The organism is Pseudonocardia sp. CA-107938 (genome assembly GCF_050936315.1).
GTDB lineage: Bacteria > Actinomycetota > Actinomycetes > Mycobacteriales > Pseudonocardiaceae > Pseudonocardia.
Genome location: NZ_JBNJNA010000002.1, coordinates 780,856 through 799,764, shown reverse-complemented (window position 1 = coordinate 799,764; position 18,909 = coordinate 780,856). Strand labels below are relative to the sequence as shown.

The window sequence follows — 18,909 nt, the reverse complement described above, 5'->3', positions numbered from 1 at the left end:
CGGCCGCGGTGGCGTACCTCGTCGTCGTGGTCTCCCTCGCGCTGAAGGAGACCAGGAACGGCCAGTCACCGCCGCGACGGAGACGACCGCACCGGCGGGACCCCCGCCCAGGACGTCACCGCCTGAAGGGGGCAGTCATGTGCCGTTCTGGACCGATCGGATGGGCACGCCGCTGGAGCGCCGGTCGGGCGACAACGCAGGCAGCGACCGTGACCGCACCGCTCACGATTCGATCAGGAGACCCACTCGCCGTCGGCCGCGATCTTCCAGTTCCCCTCGCCCTCATAGGTGTAGAAGCGGAACGATGTCGAACCGACCGCGGGCAGCGGGCCGCCGAACTTCAGCGTCGGTGTCGCCATGAACACCGGCCCGGTGCCGGCCTTGAGCGCCGACGACACTGCCTCCGGGGTGATGACGCCGCCCAGCCCGTTGAGGATCCTGGCCGCGTAGATCCCGAGGGAGAAGTTCGCCGGCGCGAGTCCCCAGCGGGACGCCTTCGGCTGGTACTCCGTCATGGCGCCCAGGTAGACGGCCGCCTCACCCGTGTCGTCCTTGACGGACGTCGACGGAATCAGCGTCGGCAAGGGGAACGTCCACTTCGGCAGGTCGCCCAGCGCAGCGCCCACGGTCTCCTCCTCGGCGCAGCTGGACAGCGACAGCACCGGCGCAGTGACGGCGTACTGCGCCAGCGCCTTGGCGACCGAGGCACAACCGGCGCCGGTGGGCTCGAGGACCAGGATGGCGTCGGCCTCGCGGGCCTTCGACGCCAGCACAGCCGGCGAGACGTCGGCCGATCCCTGCTTGTACGTGCCGGCGCTGACGGTTGCGCCTGCGGGCTCGGCCACCTTCTTGATGGTGTCGAGGGCGATGGTCGTCCCGGCGAAGTCGGGCCCGATCAGGGCGATCTTCCTCGCATTCTCGTGGTCGATGAGGTACTTCGCGAGTGCGCTCTGGCCGAACGGGCCCGCTCCGACGTAGTAGGAGTTCTCGGCGGTGAGATCTGACGGGCTCGACGGGGTGGAGCCGAGGATCGGCTTGCTCTGTGCGAGCACGTTGTGGAGCGATCCCGCGGCGACAGACGTCGAACCGGTCAGCACCAGGGCGATGTCGTCATCGTTGTGCATCTTCTGAGCGCACTGCTGGCCCTCCTCCTCCGAGGAGGCCACGAAGCACTCGACCAACTCCACGCGGCGGCCCCCGATGCCACCGAGGGAGTCGTTGATCAGCGACACTGCGGCTCGGACGCCCGCCGTCGCCTCCGGCTGGCTGGTCGCTCCGCCCTCTTCGTTGACCCAGCCGATCTTCACCGGCTTGAGGCCGTCGTCGGCAGGTCTCGCGGTCCCGCCGGTGTACCGAACGGCCACAGAGAGGTCGACGTCGGCCAGGGCCACGTCGGACTTACCGGCTGCCGCGTTGCCGTTGTCTGCACACCCGGCGAGGCCGAGGCCGAGGACCAGCAAGGCCGCCGACACGCATTTCTTGGTCGACTTCACATTGCTCCTTTCATCAGGAGATCACCGAGTGCCTGCCGGCCTCGCCACGGTCCGTTTCCAGTGCTCCGCTGCGAGCAGCGGGCGGTTCGCCGAGATAGCTCGCCATGAGGGCGTGCACGTCCCTCCGGAGGTCCCGGGCGTCGCCTGACAGGACGATCGAACCGTGAGCGAGCACGTAGGCGCGATCCGCGACGCCGAGGGCCAGCGGCACGTGCTGCTCCACCAGCAGGACTCCCGCCCGCTGCTCCTTCGCGTAGGAACGGACCACCGGGAGCATGCGTTGCACGACCACCGGAGCCAGACCCATGCTGAGCTCGTCGAGCAGGAGCACTCTTGGCTGCCGGGCGAGGGCGAGCGCGAGGGCCAACATCTGCTGCTCACCTCCGGAGAGCAGGCCTGCCCGCCGGTGCTCGAGGACCTCGAGCTCCGGGAAGTAGTCGGCAGCCTTGCCGAAGTCCAGCGGGCCACACGGCGCACCTTTGAAGTGCTCGGCGACGGTGAGACCGAAGAAGATGCCGCGGTTCTCGGGCACCTGGACCAGGCCTTGCCGGACCAGTTCGTGCGCGGCCGTGCCCGCGAGCACCTCGCCATCGAAGTCGACGGAGCCAGCGGTGGGCTCGATCAGGCGCGACACCGCACGCAGCGTGGTTGTCTTGCCTGCACCGTTGGGGCCGAGGAGGGCGACCACCTCACCGGCCCGCACCTCCAGGTCGACGCCACGGACGACCGTGCCGCCGCCGTACCCGGCGGCGAGACCATTCAGCACGAGGAGGGGTTTGCCCGGCTCGTCGGACTCGGCCGTGGCGACGTCGGACTCCTCGACCACCGCGGCGTCGACCGCGGCCTGGAGGCTCTCGTCGAGGCTCGCGAAGTCCTGGTCGCCTTCGCCGTCCTCGTCGCCGGTGCCGAGATAGGCGGACCGGACCTTGGGGTCCAGCTGGATCTCGCTCGGGGTGCCGCGCGCGATCACCCGGCCGAAGTCCAGCACGACGACGCGGTCACACACCGAGAGGACGAGACTCATGTCGTGGTCGATCATCAAGATGGCCTGGCCCTCGTCGGCGAGGGCTCGCAGCCGGCTTCCCAGCTCCGCGGACTCGGTCGTGTCCAGACCTGCTGCCGGCTCGTCCAGCAGCAGCAGTCGCGGCTCCGCGGCGAGTGCCCGCGCCACCCCGACGAGGTTGCGCTGCGCATGGCTGAGGGCCTCGGGGAGATCGTCGGCCCGCGACCCGAGGCCCACCCGCACGAGGGCTTCCTCCACGACGGGCTCGGGGATCCGGCGTCCCGACAGCAGCTCCATCGCCACCTGGCGGACCGAACGCCGGCGCGGGACGCCCACGTTCTCGGCCACGCTGAGGTCGTCGAACAGCTCGGCGGCCTGGAACGTCCGTGCCAGACCCGCCCGGGCACGTCGGTACGGCGCCTGGCCGCCGAGCTCACGACCGTCCAGCACGACGGAGCCCGAACACGCGGCGAAGCCGGTGACGGCGTCGATGAGCGTCGTCTTGCCGGCGCCGTTGGGGCCGATCAGACCGACGAGCTCACCGGGCCGAACCTCGAGGTCGACATCGGTCAATGCACGGACCCCGCCGTACCGCACGGAGAGCGACCTGACCTCGAGAACAGGCGACGTCGATGTCATCGGGCCACCTCCTGGACCTCGTCGGAGGGCGCGCCCTCACGGATCCTGCGGAAGGCGCGCTTGACCCCGCGATCGATCCAGTTGAACGGCGGCGGTGGTTCGTCACCCTCTGCGTGGACGAGGCCGTCCGGATTGCGGGCGACGACGAGGACCAGGACCAGGCCGCCCATGATGAGCCACCACTGGCTGGAGATCGGCACCGCCATCTTGGTGAGGTGGATGACCACCCCGTCGAGCGCCATGATCGCCGCGATGACGGCGGCCTCCACGCTCCCGATCCCTGCGATGTAGGCGAACGCCAAGAACACCAGCGCGCCCATGAGCTCGTAGCGCTGTGTGGAGACGGAGTTGAAGTTGTAGGCGTAGAGAACGCCGGCGAAACCGGCGAGCATGGAGGAGATCGCGAAGGCGATGACCTTGATGTTGCGCACGTTCAGACCGCTCGCGGCCGCAGCCCGCTCGTTGCCGCGGACCGCCAGCATCCAGTGGCCCAGGTGGCCCCGGCGGAGGTTCACGGTCAGCAGCCCGAGGACCAGGCACACCGCGAGACAGAAGAAGCCGAACACCGCGCTGGGCAGCGCGTCGTCACCGAGGAAGAACGACGCGTCCGGCCCGAGGTTGACTCCGAAGACGTGCGGGGACTCGACGGGGTCCCCGGCCAACCGAGCACCCCAAGTCTCGTTGCCGAACCCGAAGCTGGCGATCGCGACCGCGGTCGCCATGCTCACGATGGCCAGGTTCACCCCCCTGACGCGGAGCCCGGGCAGGGCGAGGAGCGTGCCGATGGCGGTGGCCAGTGCGATACCCAGTGCCGGCGCGAGCGGAAAGCCCAGTCCCCAGGCGTCGGCGATGCGGGACGTCGCGAATCCCGCCACCCCGGCGAAGGCCAGCTGTGCCACGGAGAGCTGGCCGACGTAGCCGACGAGGACGACGAACGGGAGGATCGCGACGAAGGCGATCAGGGAGATGATCACCGCCTGCCGCCAACCACTTGACGAGACAAGCAGCACGAGGACGACCACTGCCGAGATGAGAACCGCCGGTCGGGCGACCCGGCCGGGCGCCGGCGCCTTCGGCAGTCTTTGCGACAGCTCGCTCCCTCGCTGCGGGAGGGACTTGCCGCGCAGGAACAGGGTCGTGACGATCACGAGCAGGACGAAGACGTCCGCGATGCCGGCGACTGGGATGCCCTCGGCCGTGGGGAACCACGTCATCGTCTGCAGGTAGACGATGAGGGCCTCGATCATGCCGAGCGACAGGCCGGCGATCGCAGCGACACCGAACCGAGTGAACCCTGCGATGAGTGCCGCAGCGAGCGCCGGCACGATCGCCTGGGAGATGGTGCTCGAGTCCAGCTGCGTGATCGGGGCGATCAGGACGCCGAATCCAGCGGCGATCACGAAGGCGGCTGTCGTGTTGGTGAGGGACAATCGGTTCGTGGAGTACCCGGCGAGGAGCGCCGAGCGCTCGTTCTCCGACGCCGCGCGGGTCGCCAGGCCGAAGCGCGTCCAGCGGTAGACGGCGATCAGCACCAGCGTGACGACGGCGATCAACCCAGCCAGGACGAAGCGGTCGATCGGCACCGGGATTCCGGCGATCATCACGGCATCGGTCGGGCCCGAGGGCAGGACCTCAGGCGCCTTGAGCACCGTGCCGCCGTAGAACTCGGCGATGAACGCTTGGGAAGAGAGCAGGAGTCCGAGGGTCGCGATCAGCTTGCTCATCGCCGGTGCGTCGCGGAGATGGCGGAACGCCGCCCAGTCGAAGAGCGCGCCGGCGAGGCCGGCGGCCACGAGCGTGAGTGCCACCGCGACGACCGTCGGAAGACCCACGTTGGTCCGCAACTCGTAGAACCCGAAGGCGGCGAGCATCGCCACCGCACCGAGGCCGAGGTTGACGGCACCGCAGCCGCGGAAGTTGATGACGACGCCGAGCGCGAGCCCTGCGAAGAGGGCGCCGGCACCGAGTCCGGTCAACGCGAAGGCCATCAATTCAGCCATGGGGGTCCTTTGCGGAGTTCTGTCGGGTGGGAACGCTCAGCGCACGGGACCCTCATCTCGGGACCGGGGGGCGGCCGGCGGCCGTGACGACGAGTTCCACGACGAGACCACGCGGGTCGCGGGTGGCCGCGAAGTGGACAGCTTCGGCGATGGCCCCCATGTCGGCGAGCGCCTCGTGATCCGGCAGGTACGGAGCCCCTGCAGCGATCTTCGGAGGATCGGCGCGCAGCGCCTCGAGCTTGGGCGAGTCCACGAGCGCATCGACCAGGACGGTCGCCACCCGGACTCCGTCGTGGCGCAGCTCCTCCGCCGCAGCGTGGACCAGGCTCCGCGCGGCCTGCTGTCCGGCGGCCCACAGGCCCTCCCCCATCTTGGGGCGCAGTGCCAGGCCGTTGCCGATCTGCACCAGAGCACCTCCCCCGCCAGCACGCAGGGCACGAGCCCCCTCGGAGAGGAAGACGAACGCCTGCCGCCCGATCGCGTCGGCCCATCGCTCCCAGCTGCCCAGGTCGGCGTCGGCGATCTGGCCGCCGCCGTACTGCTCACCGGGCTTGGGGATCCCGACGCCGGCCGCGTTGACCAGCGCGTCGAGCCGCCCCAGAACCTGACGCACATGCTCGAGCGCGGTGCGGAGCTGCAGTGGGTCGGTGACGTCCGCCGCGACCCCCAGCGCTCTCGACGCCCGCACCTGCTCGAGCGTGTCCTCGGTGCGCGCGATCGCAGCACCCCGCCACCCCTGCTCGACGAAATGCCGCAGCACGGCACCGCCGAGGTTGCGCGCGCCCAGCACCACGACGACCGGGCGGTCCGCCGGTTCGCCGGTCACTCGCCAACCTCCGTGGCGAGCCGCTCGAGCGCCTCCTCGGCAACGAGGACCGCTCCACGGGCCAGGGGGACACCAGCATCGGGCGTGGTGTGCAGCAGAACCTCGCGGATGTCGTCAGTAGTGAGCCCGTTCCTCAGCGCGACCTCGATGTGGAGCGCGATCGCGTCCTCTCGGCCCAGGGCGGTCAGGCTCGCGAGGTTGATGCAGCTCTTGGGATCCACTACGTGTCCGACACCACTCTGGCCGGCGAGCAGGTAGAGGGCGTGGTGGGTGGAGACGGGCTCCGCGGACTGCACGTCGACCTTGTCCGGCCCGGCGGCCGCAGCCTTCTGCAGCGGGTAGCTCAGGGAGGCGAACGGCCCCGGCGCCTGGAGGTACGAGTTCAGCGACGCAGCCGCGGCCTGGCCGTCCAGCGGCGTGCCGTCCCCGAACTTCGCCCCCTGGCGAAATGTCAGGCGGAACGTGCGGTGCTCCTTGTCGACCCACTCCCAGGACGTCGCCAGACCCGGCTGCAGCTCGCCGGTGGCGGGCGAGACGTGGATCAAGGAGTCGTACGCGACGCTGCAGAAGACCAGCGGGACGCAGTTCGCCGTGTCGAGATCGAGCAGATCGCCCGAGACCGAGATGGTCAACGTCCCGCCGCTCGCGCCCCCGGCCGAGGAGCCGCTCGAGACGGCGGAGACGCCGGATGCCAACGCCACACGGCGCCGGGTGGTTTTGACGGACACGAGACACCTCTGTCTAATGTTCGATCTTTATCGATGGCCAACGTAACGCCGGTCACCACTCGCGTCAATGGTCCACCACGCATCCAAGACCAGGCGCCGGGGACCCTGTTCGCCCACTTGGGGGCACCGTCGGACATCCGAGAGCTTGTTAATGTCCGATAGATGACCGCCTGTGTGCTCCAGCCCGACGACCCGCGGAGCTGCCCTGACCGACCCGCTTCCACCGATCGACTCACCAGCGATACCGCGAAGTGATGGGGCGCTACCCGACCGGCGTCACGGATGGGACTCCAAGAACATCGGTGCAGCTCCGACCATGGAGTGTGGACCCGATGACAGACGTGATGCCCGAACCGGTGGTTGAACTCGACGTCCTCACCGGTGCTGAGCCCAGCAAGCCCGTCGCTGCGGGGCGGACGTGCTCGACGCCGTGGACGAGCAGTTGATCGCCCAGCTGACCAAGCCTGACCCGTGCTGGTGCGGCGCACGCGCAGGCGCTCGCCGGCGAAGCGGCCGGCCACCGCGCGGATGAACCGCCCTGGGTTCGCGAGAGGCTCGGGTTCAGGCCACCTCGGCTGGGTGGGCTACCCGTTGGGTGATGGTGTCAGCGTACACCATTTCCCGTTCTACGGGTGTCATGTAGTCGATTGATGAGTGGATTCTGTCGTTGTTGTACCAGTGAACCCAGTCGGCGGTCTCGCGTTCGACCTCGAGGCGTCCGGTCCAGTTCCGCCCCCGGTCACGGGTGTTGATCAGCTCGGTCTTGTACAGTCCGATCGTCGATTCCATCAGCGCGTTGTCCAGCGCATCGCCGACCGTCTCGATCGACCCGGAGATACCGACCTCGGCCAACGCCTCGGTCATCGCAATGGCGGTGTATTGGGAGCCGGCGTCGGGCTGATGGATCAGCCCATCGGTGGTGAAACCATAGACCGTCCGACGTCGGGTGCTCAATGCTTGCTCCAGCGCCGAGGTCACCAGATCTGCGGTCTTGTCCATCGACGCCCGCCAGCCAAGAATACGACGTGAGTACACGTCGGTGATGAACGAGACGTAGCAGAACCCGGCCGCGGTCCACACGTAGGTGAAGTCCGCCACCCAGATCGCGTCCGGCTTCGTCGGCGCTGACCATCCCCGCTTGACCAGGTCGGGATGCCGCACGGCCGCCTGGTCGCGGGTGGTGGTCCGGGTCCGGTGCGTTCCGCGGCGGACACCCTGAATGCCGGCGATCCGCATCAGCCGCCCGACCTGGTCCCGGCCCACGCGCAGCCCGGCACGACGGGCGTCACGCCACAGCTTCCGCACCCCGTACACCGACCTGTTCTTTCGATAGAGCGTGACGATGGCGTTCACCACATACGCTTCCTCCAACTGTGCATCAGTCACCGGCCGTGTCAGCCAGCGGTAGAACGTGCCCGGGGCGATCGTGACGCCGTGTTGCGACAGCACGGCGCAGATCGGCTCGACCCCGAAACGGTCACGATGGTCTGCGATGTACTCGCAGATCAGCGAAGTCGACGGTCGAGCTCCGCCTGGGCGAAAAACGCTGACGCCGTCTTCAAGATGTCGTTCGCGCGGAGCAATTCCGCATTCTCCGCGCGCAACCGCCGCAACTCTGCCTGTACATCATCCGCAGCCGCCACAGGTCGGGCCGATGCCGATCCCTCGCCCTCCTCGGCGCGAATCCAGTTCCGGATCGTGGACTGGTTGATGTCCAACAGCGCGCCCACATGGCGACGCGCGGCCAGCTTCGAGTCACCGTGCTCACGCAACCGGTCCTGATAAAGGCGCACCGCACGGGCACGTGTCTCGTCGTCGAACTTCCGGGGAGCGGACATAGCCCCAGTCTCCTTGGTTAGATCAGGAGCCTCTCCCGCGCCCAGGGCGGTTCAGTTCGGGCAGCTCCCGACCCGACCGTGTTCACCGACCGCCCTAAACGGTTCCATCCGGCCCTACCATCGATGCGGTGAGCGCCGGAGGCGAGCTGTCCGAAGCTGAACGACAGGCTTGGCTGGGCTGGGGTGCTCTCGGGTGGGAGCACCGGCACTGGCTGCGCCGCTCGGTGCGCGCGATCCATCTGTTCGACTGGCTGCGCGAGGCAGACCGCTACACGGCGATGCTGGGCACCGACGGCTACCGCGCGCAGATGCTCGAGTGGCTGGCCGCGGCGCGACCGGAGGACTGCGCTGCGGCCGGCCTGCAGATCGACGGTGCGCTGGCCACCCTCGTCTGCGACACCGTCGAACTGAGCGTGCACTTCTCGCCCCGGCAGACCCACCGCGCGGTGGCGTGGCGCGAGGCGGCCTGGTCGGCGGCACAGGTCTGGGTCGACGGCGCGCCGCTGGACGTCGATGCCGACCCGCCCGGCTACTGGGCCGACGAGGATCTCTACGCGCTCGCCGTCGCCGGCCCCGCTGATCACCCGGGCCAGGACTTCAGCTCTTTCGGCGGTGCCCTCGGCCGCGTGCGCAGCCTGCTGGTGTGGCACGCGCGGGAGCGTCGACGCAGCGCGCTGCTGGTGCCGGCAGCGCACGAGGACTGGACGCAGCCGATCGCCGTCGTGCGCGCCGGCGCGTTGCACGTGCATGCCGACGCGCGATCCGCCGCGACGCGTGCGGCCGATCGCGTGCTGCCGCTCTGACGATCGTTGCGCTCGTCATCGGCATCGTCGGACCGACGCTGACGTGGCCACGCAACTCACCATCGAAGACGCAGCGCCAGCCGATGCGAGTTGCGCGATCTTGTCCCTGACTGCCCCGACGGAGGTGTGTACAAGATCGTCTCCACGTGATCTTGGTAAAGGTTGGGCGAGTGGCCGGCTCCCGGCCGCCGCTCACCGGGGTGCGGTTCATCACGTGCCGAGCCTTGCGGACGCCGGGATGCGGCGCGGTCTCAGCCACGCAGCTCTCTCTTCAGGAGCTTTCCGGTCGGCCCCTTGGGGAGCTCGGCGAGAATCCGCACCTCTCGCGGGTACTTGTACGCGGCGAGCTGCTCCCGGCAATGGGCGACGAGTTCCTGCGGTTCCACGGTCTCGCCCGGCTTCAGCGCCACGTACGCGAGCACCTCTTCGCCGAGCCGGGCGTCGGGTCGGCCGACGACCGCCGCCTCCGCCACGGCGCGGTGGGTGTACAGCACCTCCTCGACCTCGCGCGGGTAGACGTTGTAGCCGCCGCGGATGACGAGGTCCTTCAACCGGTCCACGACGAAGAAGTAGCCGTCCTCGTCGCGGTATGCCAGGTCGCCGGTGTGGAACCACCCGTCGTGGATGGCCCGCGCCGTGGCCTCGGGCTTCTTGTAGTAGCCCTTCATGACGTTGTGGCCACGGACGACGATCTCCCCGACGTGGTCCTCGCCGGGCGGCAGCTCCGCGCCGTCGCCGTCGACCACGCGCACCTGCACGCCCCAGATCGGCTTGCCGATCGAGAGCACCTTGCGCCGCTCCGCGTCGACGTTGCACGTCGTGGCGCTCGCGGTCTCCGACAGGCCGTAGCCCTCGAGGACCACCACGCCCGGGACCTTCTCCTCGAAGGCGCGGATGACCTCGCCCGGGATGGCGGCGCCTCCGGAGAGCGCGATGCGGAGGCTGCTGAGATCACGCCCCCTGGTGTCGTGCTGCAGCAGGCCGACGTACATCGTGGGCACGCCGGAGAACACGGTGCATCTGTGCCGCTCGATCGCGTCCACCACCGCACCGGCCTCGAAGCGCGGGACCAGGACGAGGCTGCCGCCGAACCGCACGGCGACGTTCAGCACGCTGGACAGGCCGAACACGTGGAACAAGGGCAGCACCGCCATCGCGACGTCATCGCGGCCCAGGCCGAACCCCTCCCCCGACACCGTGCAGTTCATGTAGAGCTGGAAGTGGGTCAGCTCCGCGCCCTTGGGCTTGCCGGTCGTGCCGCTGGTGTAGAGGAGCACGGCCGTGTCGTCCGAGCGGGTTGGGTGGATCTCGCCCGAGTCCTCGGCGCGGCAGAGCTCGGCGAAGTCGTGGGTGCCCTCCGGGCGCGCAGCGCTGCCGGGCGAGCTCACGACGTACGTCGGCACCCCGCCGGCGGCCCGAGCACCGGCGACCGCCGGACCGGTGAACTGCTCGAACGTGATCAGCAGCTTGGCGTCGCTGTCGCTCAGGTGGTAGGCGACCTCGCGCGCCGTGAGCAGTGGGTTCAGCGGCACCATGACCAGCCCGGCCTTGAGGATGCCGAAGTAGCTGAACAGGAACTCCGGCAGGTTGGGCAGCTGGACGGCCACGGCGTTGCCCGGCTCCAGGCCGAGCCCCAGCAGGGTCGTGGCGACCCGCCCCGAGGCCTCGTCGACCTCGGCGTAGGTCAGCGACCGGTCGCCGGCGTGCACCAGGGGCCTGTCGGGAGCCGTGAGGGCCGACTCGCGCAGTATCGTCGCCAGGTTGAAGGACATCTGAGTCAGTTCCCTCCCGACGGCGCCGGCCGGTGCTCGACGTTCATGCCTTCGGCCCTCCCGCGACGTACAGCACCTGACCCGACACGAAACCGGCACCCTCGCTGACGAAGAACGACACGGCGTGCGCGATGTCGGCCGGCACACCGGTGCGGGCAACCGGGATCTGAGCCGCGGCGGCCGCCTTGAACTCCTCGAACGGCACGCCGACCCGCTCGGCCGTCGCCGCGGTCATCTCGGTCTCGATGAAACCGGGGGCGATCGCGTTCGCGGTCACACCGAACTTGCCCAGCTCGATGGCGAGCGTCTTGGTGAAGCCCTGCAGGCCGGACTTGGCCGCGGCGTAGTTGGCCTGGCCACGGTTGCCCAGCGCCGACGTGCTGGACAGGTTGACGATCCGGCCCCAGCCCGCCTTGGTCATGTAGCCCTGGACCGCGCGGGTCATCAGGAACGAGCCGCGCAGGTGCACGCCGATCACGGCATCCCAGTCGTCGGCGGTCATCTTGAACAGCAGGTTGTCGCGGAGGATCCCGGCGTTGTTGACCAGCACCGTGGGCTCGCCCAGGTCCACGGCGATCCGGTCCACGCCGGCCCGCACGGCCTGCTCGTCGGCGACGTCGACGCCGACCGCCAGCGCTCGGCCGCCGACGCGCTCGATCTCCTCGACCACCGGTTTGCTTGCCGCTTCGTCCAGGTCCAGGACTGCGACAGCGAATCCGTCCGCGGCGAGCCGCTTCGCGACGCCGGCACCGATGCCGCGAGCCCCGCCGGTGACGACAGCGGTGCGAGGTGTGGTGGCCATGTCGGATGCTCCTGTCGATGAAGGGGACGGTTGTCAGCTCCGTCGCCGGGAGAGCGGCGAACCGGTCTGTAGCCGGTGGATCGGCGTTCCTTCGGAGGCGTTGCGCGAGGGCGCTGCTTCTCAGCTGAGTCGCTCGAGGACCATCGCCATGCCCTGGCCGCCGGCGACGCACATGGTCTCCAGGCCGAACTGCTTGTCGTGGTACTGCAGGGAGTTGATCAGCGTGCTGGTGATCCGCGCGCCGGTCATGCCGAACGGGTGGCCGATCGCGATCGCGCCCCCGTTCACGTTCAGCCGGTCCTCTTCGATGCCCAGCTCCCGGGCGGACGGGATCACCTGGGCGGCGAAGGCCTCGTTGATCTCGACCAGGTCGATGTCGTCGATGGACAGGCCTGCGCGGGCCAGGGCCTGCCGCGACGCCTCGACCGGGCCGAGCCCCATGATCTCGGGGGACAGTCCGGTGACTCCGGTGCTGACGATGCGGGCCAGCGGGGTGATGCCGAGCTGCTTCGCCTTGGTGTCGGACATGATCACGAGGGCGGCGGCACCGTCGTTGAGCGGGCAGCAGTTGCCTGCCGTCACCGTCCCGTCGGGCCGGAAAACCGGCTGTAGCGCGGAGACCGCCTCCCTCGTGACGCCGAACCTCGGACCGTCGTCCCGAGTGACCTGGGTCCCGTCCGGGAGCGTCACCGGTGTGATGTCACGGGCCCAGAAGTCGTCGGCGATGGCCTTCTCGGCGAGGTTCTGGCTCCGGACGCCGAACGCGTCCTGCTCCTCACGGGTGATCCCCTTGAGCTGGGCGACGTTCTCCGCGGTCTGTCCCATCGCGATGTAGACGTCGGGGAGCAGACCCTCGGTACGCGGGTCGATCCAGGCCTGGGCGTCGAGGGCGAGCTTCTCGGTGCGCGCCTGCGCGTCGGCGAAGACGGGGTTCAGGGTGTCGGGCAGACCGTCGGCGTTGCCCTTGAAGTAGCGGCTCACCGTCTCGACCCCTGCGGAGATGAAGGCGTCACCCTCGCCCGCTCGAATCGCGTGCATCGCCATCCGGGTGCTCTGCAGGCTCGAGGAGCAATAGCGGTTCACCGTCACGCCCGGCAGGTGGTCCATGCCCGCGAGCACCGCGACGACCCGCGCCAGGTTGTTGCCGGACTCGCCGGCGGGCTGGCCGCAGCCGAGAACCAGATCGTCGATCTCGGCCGGGTCGAGCTGGGGCACCTTCGCCAGCGCGGCCTGGACCATCTGGACGGCCAGGTCGTCCGGACGCATGTCCTTGAGCGACCCCTTCATCGCCCTCCCGATCGGCGAGCGGGCGGTGGCGACGATCACCGCTTCGGGCATCGATACACCTCCTTGCAATTGAGCCGTTGATCAGTCGCAATTGACGTGCCGTGGCACCGGTGGCGACGGGCATTCGTTAGCGGTCGTCGTCGGGGACCGAGGAGGTCAGGCGGGTGTTCAGCTGGTGGTGGCCGGTGCGGCGTTCCCGGGCGTAGTGCTCGCGGAGCAGGTCGTGGCCGAGGTCGTTGCGGTAGTCGCGCCACACGGAGTGGATGTGGTTGCCACTGTCGATGGCGTTGTCGAACTCGATGACGACGTGCGTTCCCTGTATCCGGTAGTAGTGGGGCGTCCCCTTCTCCAGCCCGCCGGCCCAGGCGAAGTGCAGGCCGTCGGGTCCGGCTGCCTGCACGCGGTCAAGTTGCTTGGTCCACAGTTCCTCAGGGGACCGCTTGAGGTATTGCGCGACGAGGGAGTACAGCAGGTCCTGCTGCGTCGTGGAAAGGTCACGGGCACAGATGCCGGCGGGCTCGTCCTTGCTGAACTTCAGCAGCTCACGGTCCTCGTCGTTGATCTGGTACCAGGGGATGCCGAGGTCGGCGTAATCGGGGTACTCGACCTTGCCGACGAAGGGGACCTGCCGGGTGGCGTAGTCGGGCGGTGCGACCGTGTGGATGACGGCTGTGGCCGACTGGGCGGTGTCCAGCGAGTGCAGCAGCGCGAACCCTAGATCCTCCTCGCGGGCCAGCGGTGCCAGCACGCCGCAACTGGCAGGCTGAGCACCGAGGTTGCACGGAGTCACGGTCAGATGGCGCTGGTCGACGATGGTGTAGCTGAGCGACAGGTGGTGACCCAGGACGCGCCATCCCCAGGTGTCCTCGAACCCGGGACGGCCGAAGAAGGCGAAATAGTAGTTGTCGGGGTTGCGGAAGTCGCCGGCCATGACACGGAGGAAGTCGGCCTCCCGTTCGCGAAGAACGTTCTCCATGGCGATGATCTGCAAAGCCTGCGTGTAGCCGTCCAGGCTCAAGCCGGCGCGCAGGAGGCTGTGCGCCAGGGTGCGCTGGTGACCGTCCATGGCGGCCAGCGGAACGCCCAGTCGGTCAGGCTTGGGGATGAAGTCCCAGTCGAGTCGCCCTGGGTGATCCATCGGCCACTCCGCCTGCGCCCGTAGCTCCGGGGTGAGGCTGTTGAGGAGCGACCACGTCGTGAACAGCATGCGAATGATCGTTTCGGGCGCCTCGTAGACGTCGGGCTCGTCGGGCGTGGACATGTCGCCTCCTGCCATCACCGTTGACCATGAGTCAGAAATATATACACTTTGGCCTGGCTGCGCCACCCTGAGTGAGTGGCTCGCCGCGCGGCTCATCCGCCAGCGAAACGACTGGAGACACCATGGATCTCGGCATTGCCGGACGCCGGGCACTGGTCTGCGCCTCCACGGGCGGGCTCGGCCTCGCCTGTGCCGAAGCACTGGCCCGCGAAGGCGTGCACGTGTTCATGAACGGGCGGGACGCCGACCGCCTGGCCGCCGCGGTGCGCGGAGTGGCGGAGCGTACCGGGGGTGGCGTCAGTGGAGTCGCGGCCGATGTGACGACGGCCGACGGGCGCGCGCTCCTGATGGACGCCCTTCCGGACCCGGACATCCTGGTGACCAACAACGCCGGCCCCCCACCGAGCCCGCTGGCGGAGACGTCGCGGGAGATGTGGCTCGACGCGCTGGAGTCCACCATGCTGGCGCAGCTCGACCTGATCTCCGCGACCCTCGGCCCGATGCGGGAGCGCGGCTTCGGCCGCATCGTCAACATCACCTCGGCGATGGTCACCACCCCCGATCCGCGCATGATCCTTTCGGCTGGTCCACGGGCCGGGCTGACGGCCGTGATGAAGGGCGTCTCACGGGAGGTCATCGCCGACGGGGTCACCATCAACAACCTGCTGCCGGAGCGGTTCGACACTCCACGCCAGGAGTTCATGGCCCACCGCATCGCCGGGGAGAACGGCCTCAGCTACGAGCAGGCGCGGGTGCGTCAGGTCGAGATGATGGTCGCCCGCCGGCTGGGGCGCCCGGCGGAGTTCGGCGCGACCTGCGCATTCCTGTGCGGGGTGGATGCCGGGTTCATCACGGGACAGAATCTGCACCTGGACGGCGGAAACTATCCGGCGTTGATCTGACCTGGGCGCCGGGCAGGAACCGGCCGAGCCGGTCCACCGTCCCCCGCAGATGGCTGGCCATCAGGGAGGCCGCGGCCTCGGCCTCCCCGGCAAGGCACGCCTGCACGATCAGCGCATGGGAGTGGGTGCGCTGCCCCGGCCGCAGATGCTCGCGCTCGCCGGCCGAGATCAGCTGGTAGCGCTGGCTGCGGTCCCAGAGCGTGTTCAGGAAGCGGAGCAGCCACTCGGAACCGCAGTGCTCGTAGATGGCGAAGTGCAGCCTGCGGTGCGCATCGAGATCGGCGTCCGGCAGTGCTGTGGGCAAGGGAGCGTTCGCCAGCACGGCGTGCCGTTCCTCGATGACCGCCTTGTCCTGCTCGGTCAGCCGCGGAACCGCCCACCGCACCGCCAGCGGGTCCAGCACCAGCCGCATCTGATAGACGTCGAAGAGCTCCTGCGGATCGAGCTCGGCCACCCGGAAGCCGCGCTGCCGGACCGCCACCACAAGGCCCTCGGCCACCAGGGAGCCGAGGGCCTCGCGCACCGGAACGGTACTCATGTTGAGCCGTTCTGCGGTCCGGACCAGGTGGATCCGCGTTCCCGGCTCGAGCACGCCTTGCAGGATCTCGGCGCGAATGGTCGCCGTTGCCCGGTCGACCATGGTCTGCGTGGCTCGGTCGCCGTTCAACTGGCCCCTCATCGCTCGAACATCCTGCGCCGACGGCAACCGTCCTCAGCATTCTTCCACGTAGAAGGTGTTGCGCAGACTCCCCACGCCCTCGAGGCGTACCTCGAACGCGTCGCCCTCGATGAGCCGGCGTTGCGGGGAGAAGGAGAGCCCGACCCCGCCAGGGGTGCCGGTCAGGATGACGTCGCCGGGCTCCAGCGTCATCCACGTGCTCACGTAGGAGATCAGAGCTGCCACATCGTGCGCCATGTCGCTGGTCCGGGTGCTCTGCACGACCTCGCCGTTCAGCAGGCCCTCCAGCAGCAGATCGACCTGTGCCGGATCTGCGACCGGAAGTGGTGCCACGACAGGGCCCAAGGGGGTGGCGGCATCCCAGGACTTCCCGGGCCCGTGCTGCGAGCTGTGGTTCTGGAAGTCCCGCATGGAGACGTCGTTGGTCGCGGTGTACCCGAAGACGACGCTACCGGTGTCCTCGCGGGAGACCCGGCGGCAGTTCTTCCCGATCACGACGGCGAGTTCGGCTTCCCAGTCCACGAATTCCGACTCCGGCGGCAGCGGGATGCTGGCGTACGGGCCGGTCAGCGCGCTGTGCCACTTGGGGAAGATCACCGGGTGGGCCCCGACGGGCTGGCCCGCCTCCTCCGCATGGGCCGTGTAGTTCAGCCCCGCACAGAGGATCCTGCCTGGGCGGCCGACCGCGCTGAGCAGTCGACCGGCGTCCAGGTCGACGTCCTCGCCCATGTCGATGTGCTGCCAGTCCGCGCCGGAGGCTTCGATCAGCTCGGGCAGGTCCGGGAAGCCCCGGCCGTCCACCAGGGCGCGGCCGGTCCGGCCGTCCCGGCCCAGCAGGACAGCCGGACCGTCCGCGAGAGCGGCGCGGGCGACCCAGGTACCAGCGAAGATGTCGTTCATGGAGTTCTCCCGGAGAATCGAGGTGGCAATCACGGATCAGAGCGTCGACCGGGCATGTCCCGTGGTGGTCAGTGCGTCCGCCAGGGCCGCCACGGGGTCCGTCGGAACCTCGTCCCAGCGCCAGGCCACGTAGCGATCGGGTCGGACCAGCACCGCCCCGGCGGCGGACACTCCGCGCGCCTTGGTCCATGCGCACCGGACGTCCAGCCAGTCGCCATGGGCGTGCTCGATGTGCACCACCGCGGGTGTCAGGGACGAACGCAGTGCGGAAGCGGCCGTGCGCCAGGCGGCGCCGCGCGCTCCGATGATGAGCACCCAGCGCCCGCCGGCGACCAGATCACGCACCGAGCAGTGCCGGCCCAGCCGGGTCAGCGGGGCGTGCGGCAGCGGGCTGCCGGGAACGGTGCTGGGCCGGAAGATCCGGACCGGATCGGGAGAGTCGCACTGCTCTGCCGCGTAGCTCAGGCCGACCTCCAGGTTGTGGTCCCGGAAGTCCGCGGTCTGCTGCATCAGCGCGTCTTCCACCGCCGTGCGCAACGCCAGCGTTTCCGGGGATTCCCGCCACACCTGCTTGATTCGCTGCCAGTTCTCCGCCTCGGACAGTTCCGGGGACAGGCCGAGGACCGCGTCGAGCTCGAACACCGCCGTGGCGTTGGCCAGTGCGGCGCGGACAACGTCCTCCGCGACGGCCCGGCGCTCGCTCTCGTAGCTGTTCAGCAGGTCCGCGGCACTGCGGCCGTCCAGTACCTGGGCGAGCTTCCAGGCCAGGTTGTACGCATCGCCGATGCCGGTGTTCATGCCCAGGCCGCCGGTCGGTGGATTGCGGTGTGCCGCATCGCCTGCCAGGAACACCCGGCCGGCCGCGAACCGGTCGGCGACCGCACCGGCGATGGTCCACGTGCTGACGACCTGGACCTGCAAGTCGAGGTCGGGCAGGCCGAGCATCGCCCGGAGCCGTGGCACCACGCTCGCTTCGTCGTAGCTCTCCCCGTCCCGCAGCCCGAAGCTGATGGACCACTCCTCGGAGTCCGGGCCCCACCGCCGAGGCCCCACGGGCTGCAGCACGCCGCCGTCGACGGAACGGCCGAAGGCGGGATTGACCAGGTAGTGGATGATGGCGTCGTCATCGGGCGCCCACGGGGACAGGTCCGCGGTGAAGTGCACCGTGGTGACGCGCGCCAGGTCACCGGTGCCCGTCATCCCGATCCCGAGCGAACGCCCGACTGTACGACCACCGTCCGCGGCGACGAGATAACGGGCGCGGACCGCGAACTCGGCTCCGGACCGAAGATCCCTGACCAGTGCGGTGACCTGGTCGGCGTCCTGCTCCAGGGACAGCAGCTCGTGCCCGAAACGTATCCGGTCCGCACCGACCAGCTCGACCGCACGCTGGTGCAGCAGCGGCTCCAGACGCAGCTGCGGCAGGTTGGCGGTTCGACACGGGCTGGCGGCGACGTAGTCCGGGTCGCGATAACCCTCTCCCCAGGCCGGGATCTTCCCGATCAGTCGACCGTGGTCCGGGTCGGGCCCGGCGAAGCCCGCGTACCAGGCGGCGGTAGCCATCCGGTCCGGGGGCGCGCTGTGGACGTAGATGGCCTCGGCGAGCCCGAGTTCGGTGAAGATCTCCATCGAGCGCTGGTTCAGCATGTGCGCCTTGGGCCGGTCCGACGTCCGGAACCCCTTGTTGATCGCGAGTACGTCCACCCCGAGGCGCTTGAGCAGCATCGCGGCGGTGAGCCCGACCGGCCCTCCGCCCACGACGAGCACCCCGACTTCTTCGTCGCGCATGCGCACCTCTCCCTTGGATCGAAGGTTGACAGAGCGTAGCAAGAAAACATATATATAAACAGCTTCCGATCCGGCTGCGTCCAGCGTCCAGGAGGTCCAGATCCTCCGGGCCGAGGGCGTGGAGGCCACGGGCCTGGAGCACGTACTCGTACGACATGAGCACGCGGCGGCGACGACGGCGGTCACGC

The 18,909-nt window shown here is 69.2% G+C and carries 15 protein-coding genes and 1 other annotated feature; of the genes, 2 read left to right on the top strand and 13 right to left on the bottom strand.

Translation table 11 applies throughout. The features are described 5' to 3' along the window. Nucleotides 1–233: 233 nt before the first annotated feature. From ACQEVB_RS36680 to ACQEVB_RS36655, 6 genes are all read right to left on the bottom strand, one after another. On the bottom strand, nt 234–1,493 hold the full coding sequence (locus ACQEVB_RS36680; RefSeq protein WP_432983020.1) for an ABC transporter substrate-binding protein: 1,260 nt from the start codon (nt 1,491–1,493) through the stop codon (nt 234–236). Nucleotides 1,494–1,506: 13 nt separating this feature from the next. Then, entirely contained in the window at nt 1,507–3,135 is a 1,629-nt protein-coding gene (locus ACQEVB_RS36675) for an ATP-binding cassette domain-containing protein (RefSeq protein WP_432983017.1), read from the bottom strand. Continuing rightward, nucleotides 3,132–5,135 (bottom strand): ABC transporter permease subunit, encoded by a 2,004-nt coding sequence (locus ACQEVB_RS36670; RefSeq protein ID WP_432983014.1) that lies wholly within the window; start codon nt 5,133–5,135, stop codon nt 3,132–3,134. The genes ACQEVB_RS36675 and ACQEVB_RS36670 overlap by 4 nt, the downstream gene beginning before the upstream one ends. Before the next feature lie 52 nt (nt 5,136–5,187). Next, a complete protein-coding gene (locus ACQEVB_RS36665; protein ID WP_432983011.1) occupies nt 5,188–5,961 on the bottom strand; it encodes an SDR family oxidoreductase in 774 nt (257 codons plus the stop codon). Then, nucleotides 5,958–6,689: a carboxymuconolactone decarboxylase family protein gene (locus ACQEVB_RS36660; RefSeq protein ID WP_432983008.1), complete on the bottom strand. Its 732-nt coding sequence runs from the start codon at nt 6,687–6,689 to the stop codon at nt 5,958–5,960. The genes ACQEVB_RS36665 and ACQEVB_RS36660 overlap by 4 nt, the downstream gene beginning before the upstream one ends. Before the next feature lie 561 nt (nt 6,690–7,250). Then, nucleotides 7,251–8,527 (bottom strand): IS3 family transposase gene (locus ACQEVB_RS36655; RefSeq protein ID WP_432983005.1). Its coding sequence is split into 2 segments (ribosomal slippage): nt 7,251–8,224 and nt 8,224–8,527, totalling 1,278 coding nucleotides; the frame shifts between segments, so codons are not numbered across the junction. Then, nucleotides 8,106–8,237 (bottom strand) — a sequence feature (AL1L pseudoknot). Its footprint overlaps the gene before it by 132 nt. 128 nt (nt 8,528–8,655) lie before the next feature. Here ACQEVB_RS36655 and ACQEVB_RS36650 point away from each other — a divergent pair. Next, nucleotides 8,656–9,330, top strand: a complete 675-nt coding sequence (locus ACQEVB_RS36650) for a hypothetical protein (protein WP_432983002.1) — start codon at nt 8,656–8,658, stop codon at nt 9,328–9,330. A gap of 251 nt (nt 9,331–9,581) precedes the next feature. Here the strand turns inward: ACQEVB_RS36650 and ACQEVB_RS36645 are convergent, their stop codons facing one another. The 4 genes from ACQEVB_RS36645 to ACQEVB_RS36630 form a co-directional block, all read right to left on the bottom strand. Next, nucleotides 9,582–11,102 (bottom strand): long-chain-fatty-acid--CoA ligase, encoded by a 1,521-nt coding sequence (locus tag ACQEVB_RS36645; RefSeq protein ID WP_432982999.1) that lies wholly within the window; start codon nt 11,100–11,102, stop codon nt 9,582–9,584. Nucleotides 11,103–11,145: 43 nt separating this feature from the next. Next, nucleotides 11,146–11,904, bottom strand: a complete 759-nt coding sequence (fabG, locus tag ACQEVB_RS36640; RefSeq protein ID WP_432982996.1) for a 3-oxoacyl-ACP reductase FabG — start codon at nt 11,902–11,904, stop codon at nt 11,146–11,148. A 120-nt stretch (nt 11,905–12,024) separates the two neighbouring features. Next, nucleotides 12,025–13,242 (bottom strand): acetyl-CoA C-acetyltransferase, encoded by a 1,218-nt coding sequence (locus ACQEVB_RS36635; RefSeq protein WP_432982993.1) that lies wholly within the window; start codon nt 13,240–13,242, stop codon nt 12,025–12,027. Nucleotides 13,243–13,318: 76 nt separating this feature from the next. Next, the gene (locus ACQEVB_RS36630) at nt 13,319–14,452 is read right to left on the bottom strand and encodes a DUF3500 domain-containing protein (protein ID WP_432982990.1); all 1,134 of its coding nucleotides are present in this window, start codon (nt 14,450–14,452) and stop codon (nt 13,319–13,321) included. A 71-nt stretch (nt 14,453–14,523) separates the two neighbouring features. Here ACQEVB_RS36630 and ACQEVB_RS36625 point away from each other — a divergent pair, with 71 nt between their 5' ends. After that, nucleotides 14,524–15,354: an SDR family oxidoreductase gene (locus ACQEVB_RS36625; protein WP_432982987.1), complete on the top strand. Its 831-nt coding sequence runs from the start codon at nt 14,524–14,526 to the stop codon at nt 15,352–15,354. Here the strand turns inward: ACQEVB_RS36625 and ACQEVB_RS36620 are convergent. From ACQEVB_RS36620 to ACQEVB_RS36610, 3 genes are read right to left on the bottom strand one after another with little or no spacing between them, the layout of a single operon-like run. Beyond that, complete coding sequence (locus ACQEVB_RS36620; RefSeq protein WP_432982984.1) at nt 15,302–16,033, bottom strand: GntR family transcriptional regulator; 732 nt, start codon at nt 16,031–16,033, stop codon at nt 15,302–15,304. The genes ACQEVB_RS36625 and ACQEVB_RS36620 overlap by 53 nt on opposite strands. 33 nt (nt 16,034–16,066) lie before the next feature. Further along, nucleotides 16,067–16,933 (bottom strand): fumarylacetoacetate hydrolase family protein, encoded by an 867-nt coding sequence (locus tag ACQEVB_RS36615; RefSeq protein ID WP_432982981.1) that lies wholly within the window; start codon nt 16,931–16,933, stop codon nt 16,067–16,069. Nucleotides 16,934–16,969: 36 nt separating this feature from the next. Continuing rightward, nucleotides 16,970–18,721 carry an FAD-dependent monooxygenase gene (locus ACQEVB_RS36610; RefSeq protein WP_432982978.1) on the bottom strand — a complete coding sequence of 584 codons (1,752 nt, stop codon included), beginning with the start codon at nt 18,719–18,721 and terminating at the stop codon, nt 16,970–16,972. Between the last annotated feature and the right edge of the window lie 188 nt (nt 18,722–18,909).

Excerpts from the sequence above, each read along its gene's own strand:
- ACQEVB_RS36675 (WP_432983017.1), bottom strand. The coding sequence starts at position 3,135 with ATGACATCGACGTCGCCTGTTCTCGAGGTCAGGTCGCTCTCCGTGCGG.
- ACQEVB_RS36670 (WP_432983014.1), bottom strand. The coding sequence starts at position 5,135 with ATGGCTGAATTGATGGCCTTCGCGTTGACCGGACTCGGTGCCGGCGCC.
- ACQEVB_RS36645 (WP_432982999.1), bottom strand. The coding sequence starts at position 11,102 with ATGTCCTTCAACCTGGCGACGATACTGCGCGAGTCGGCCCTCACGGCT.
- fabG (WP_432982996.1), bottom strand. The coding sequence starts at position 11,904 with ATGGCCACCACACCTCGCACCGCTGTCGTCACCGGCGGGGCTCGCGGC.
- ACQEVB_RS36635 (WP_432982993.1), bottom strand. The coding sequence starts at position 13,242 with ATGCCCGAAGCGGTGATCGTCGCCACCGCCCGCTCGCCGATCGGGAGG.
- ACQEVB_RS36630 (WP_432982990.1), bottom strand. The coding sequence starts at position 14,452 with ATGTCCACGCCCGACGAGCCCGACGTCTACGAGGCGCCCGAAACGATC.
- ACQEVB_RS36620 (WP_432982984.1), bottom strand. The coding sequence starts at position 16,033 with ATGAGGGGCCAGTTGAACGGCGACCGAGCCACGCAGACCATGGTCGAC.
- ACQEVB_RS36615 (WP_432982981.1), bottom strand. The coding sequence starts at position 16,933 with ATGAACGACATCTTCGCTGGTACCTGGGTCGCCCGCGCCGCTCTCGCG.
- ACQEVB_RS36610 (WP_432982978.1), bottom strand. The coding sequence starts at position 18,721 with ATGCGCGACGAAGAAGTCGGGGTGCTCGTCGTGGGCGGAGGGCCGGTC.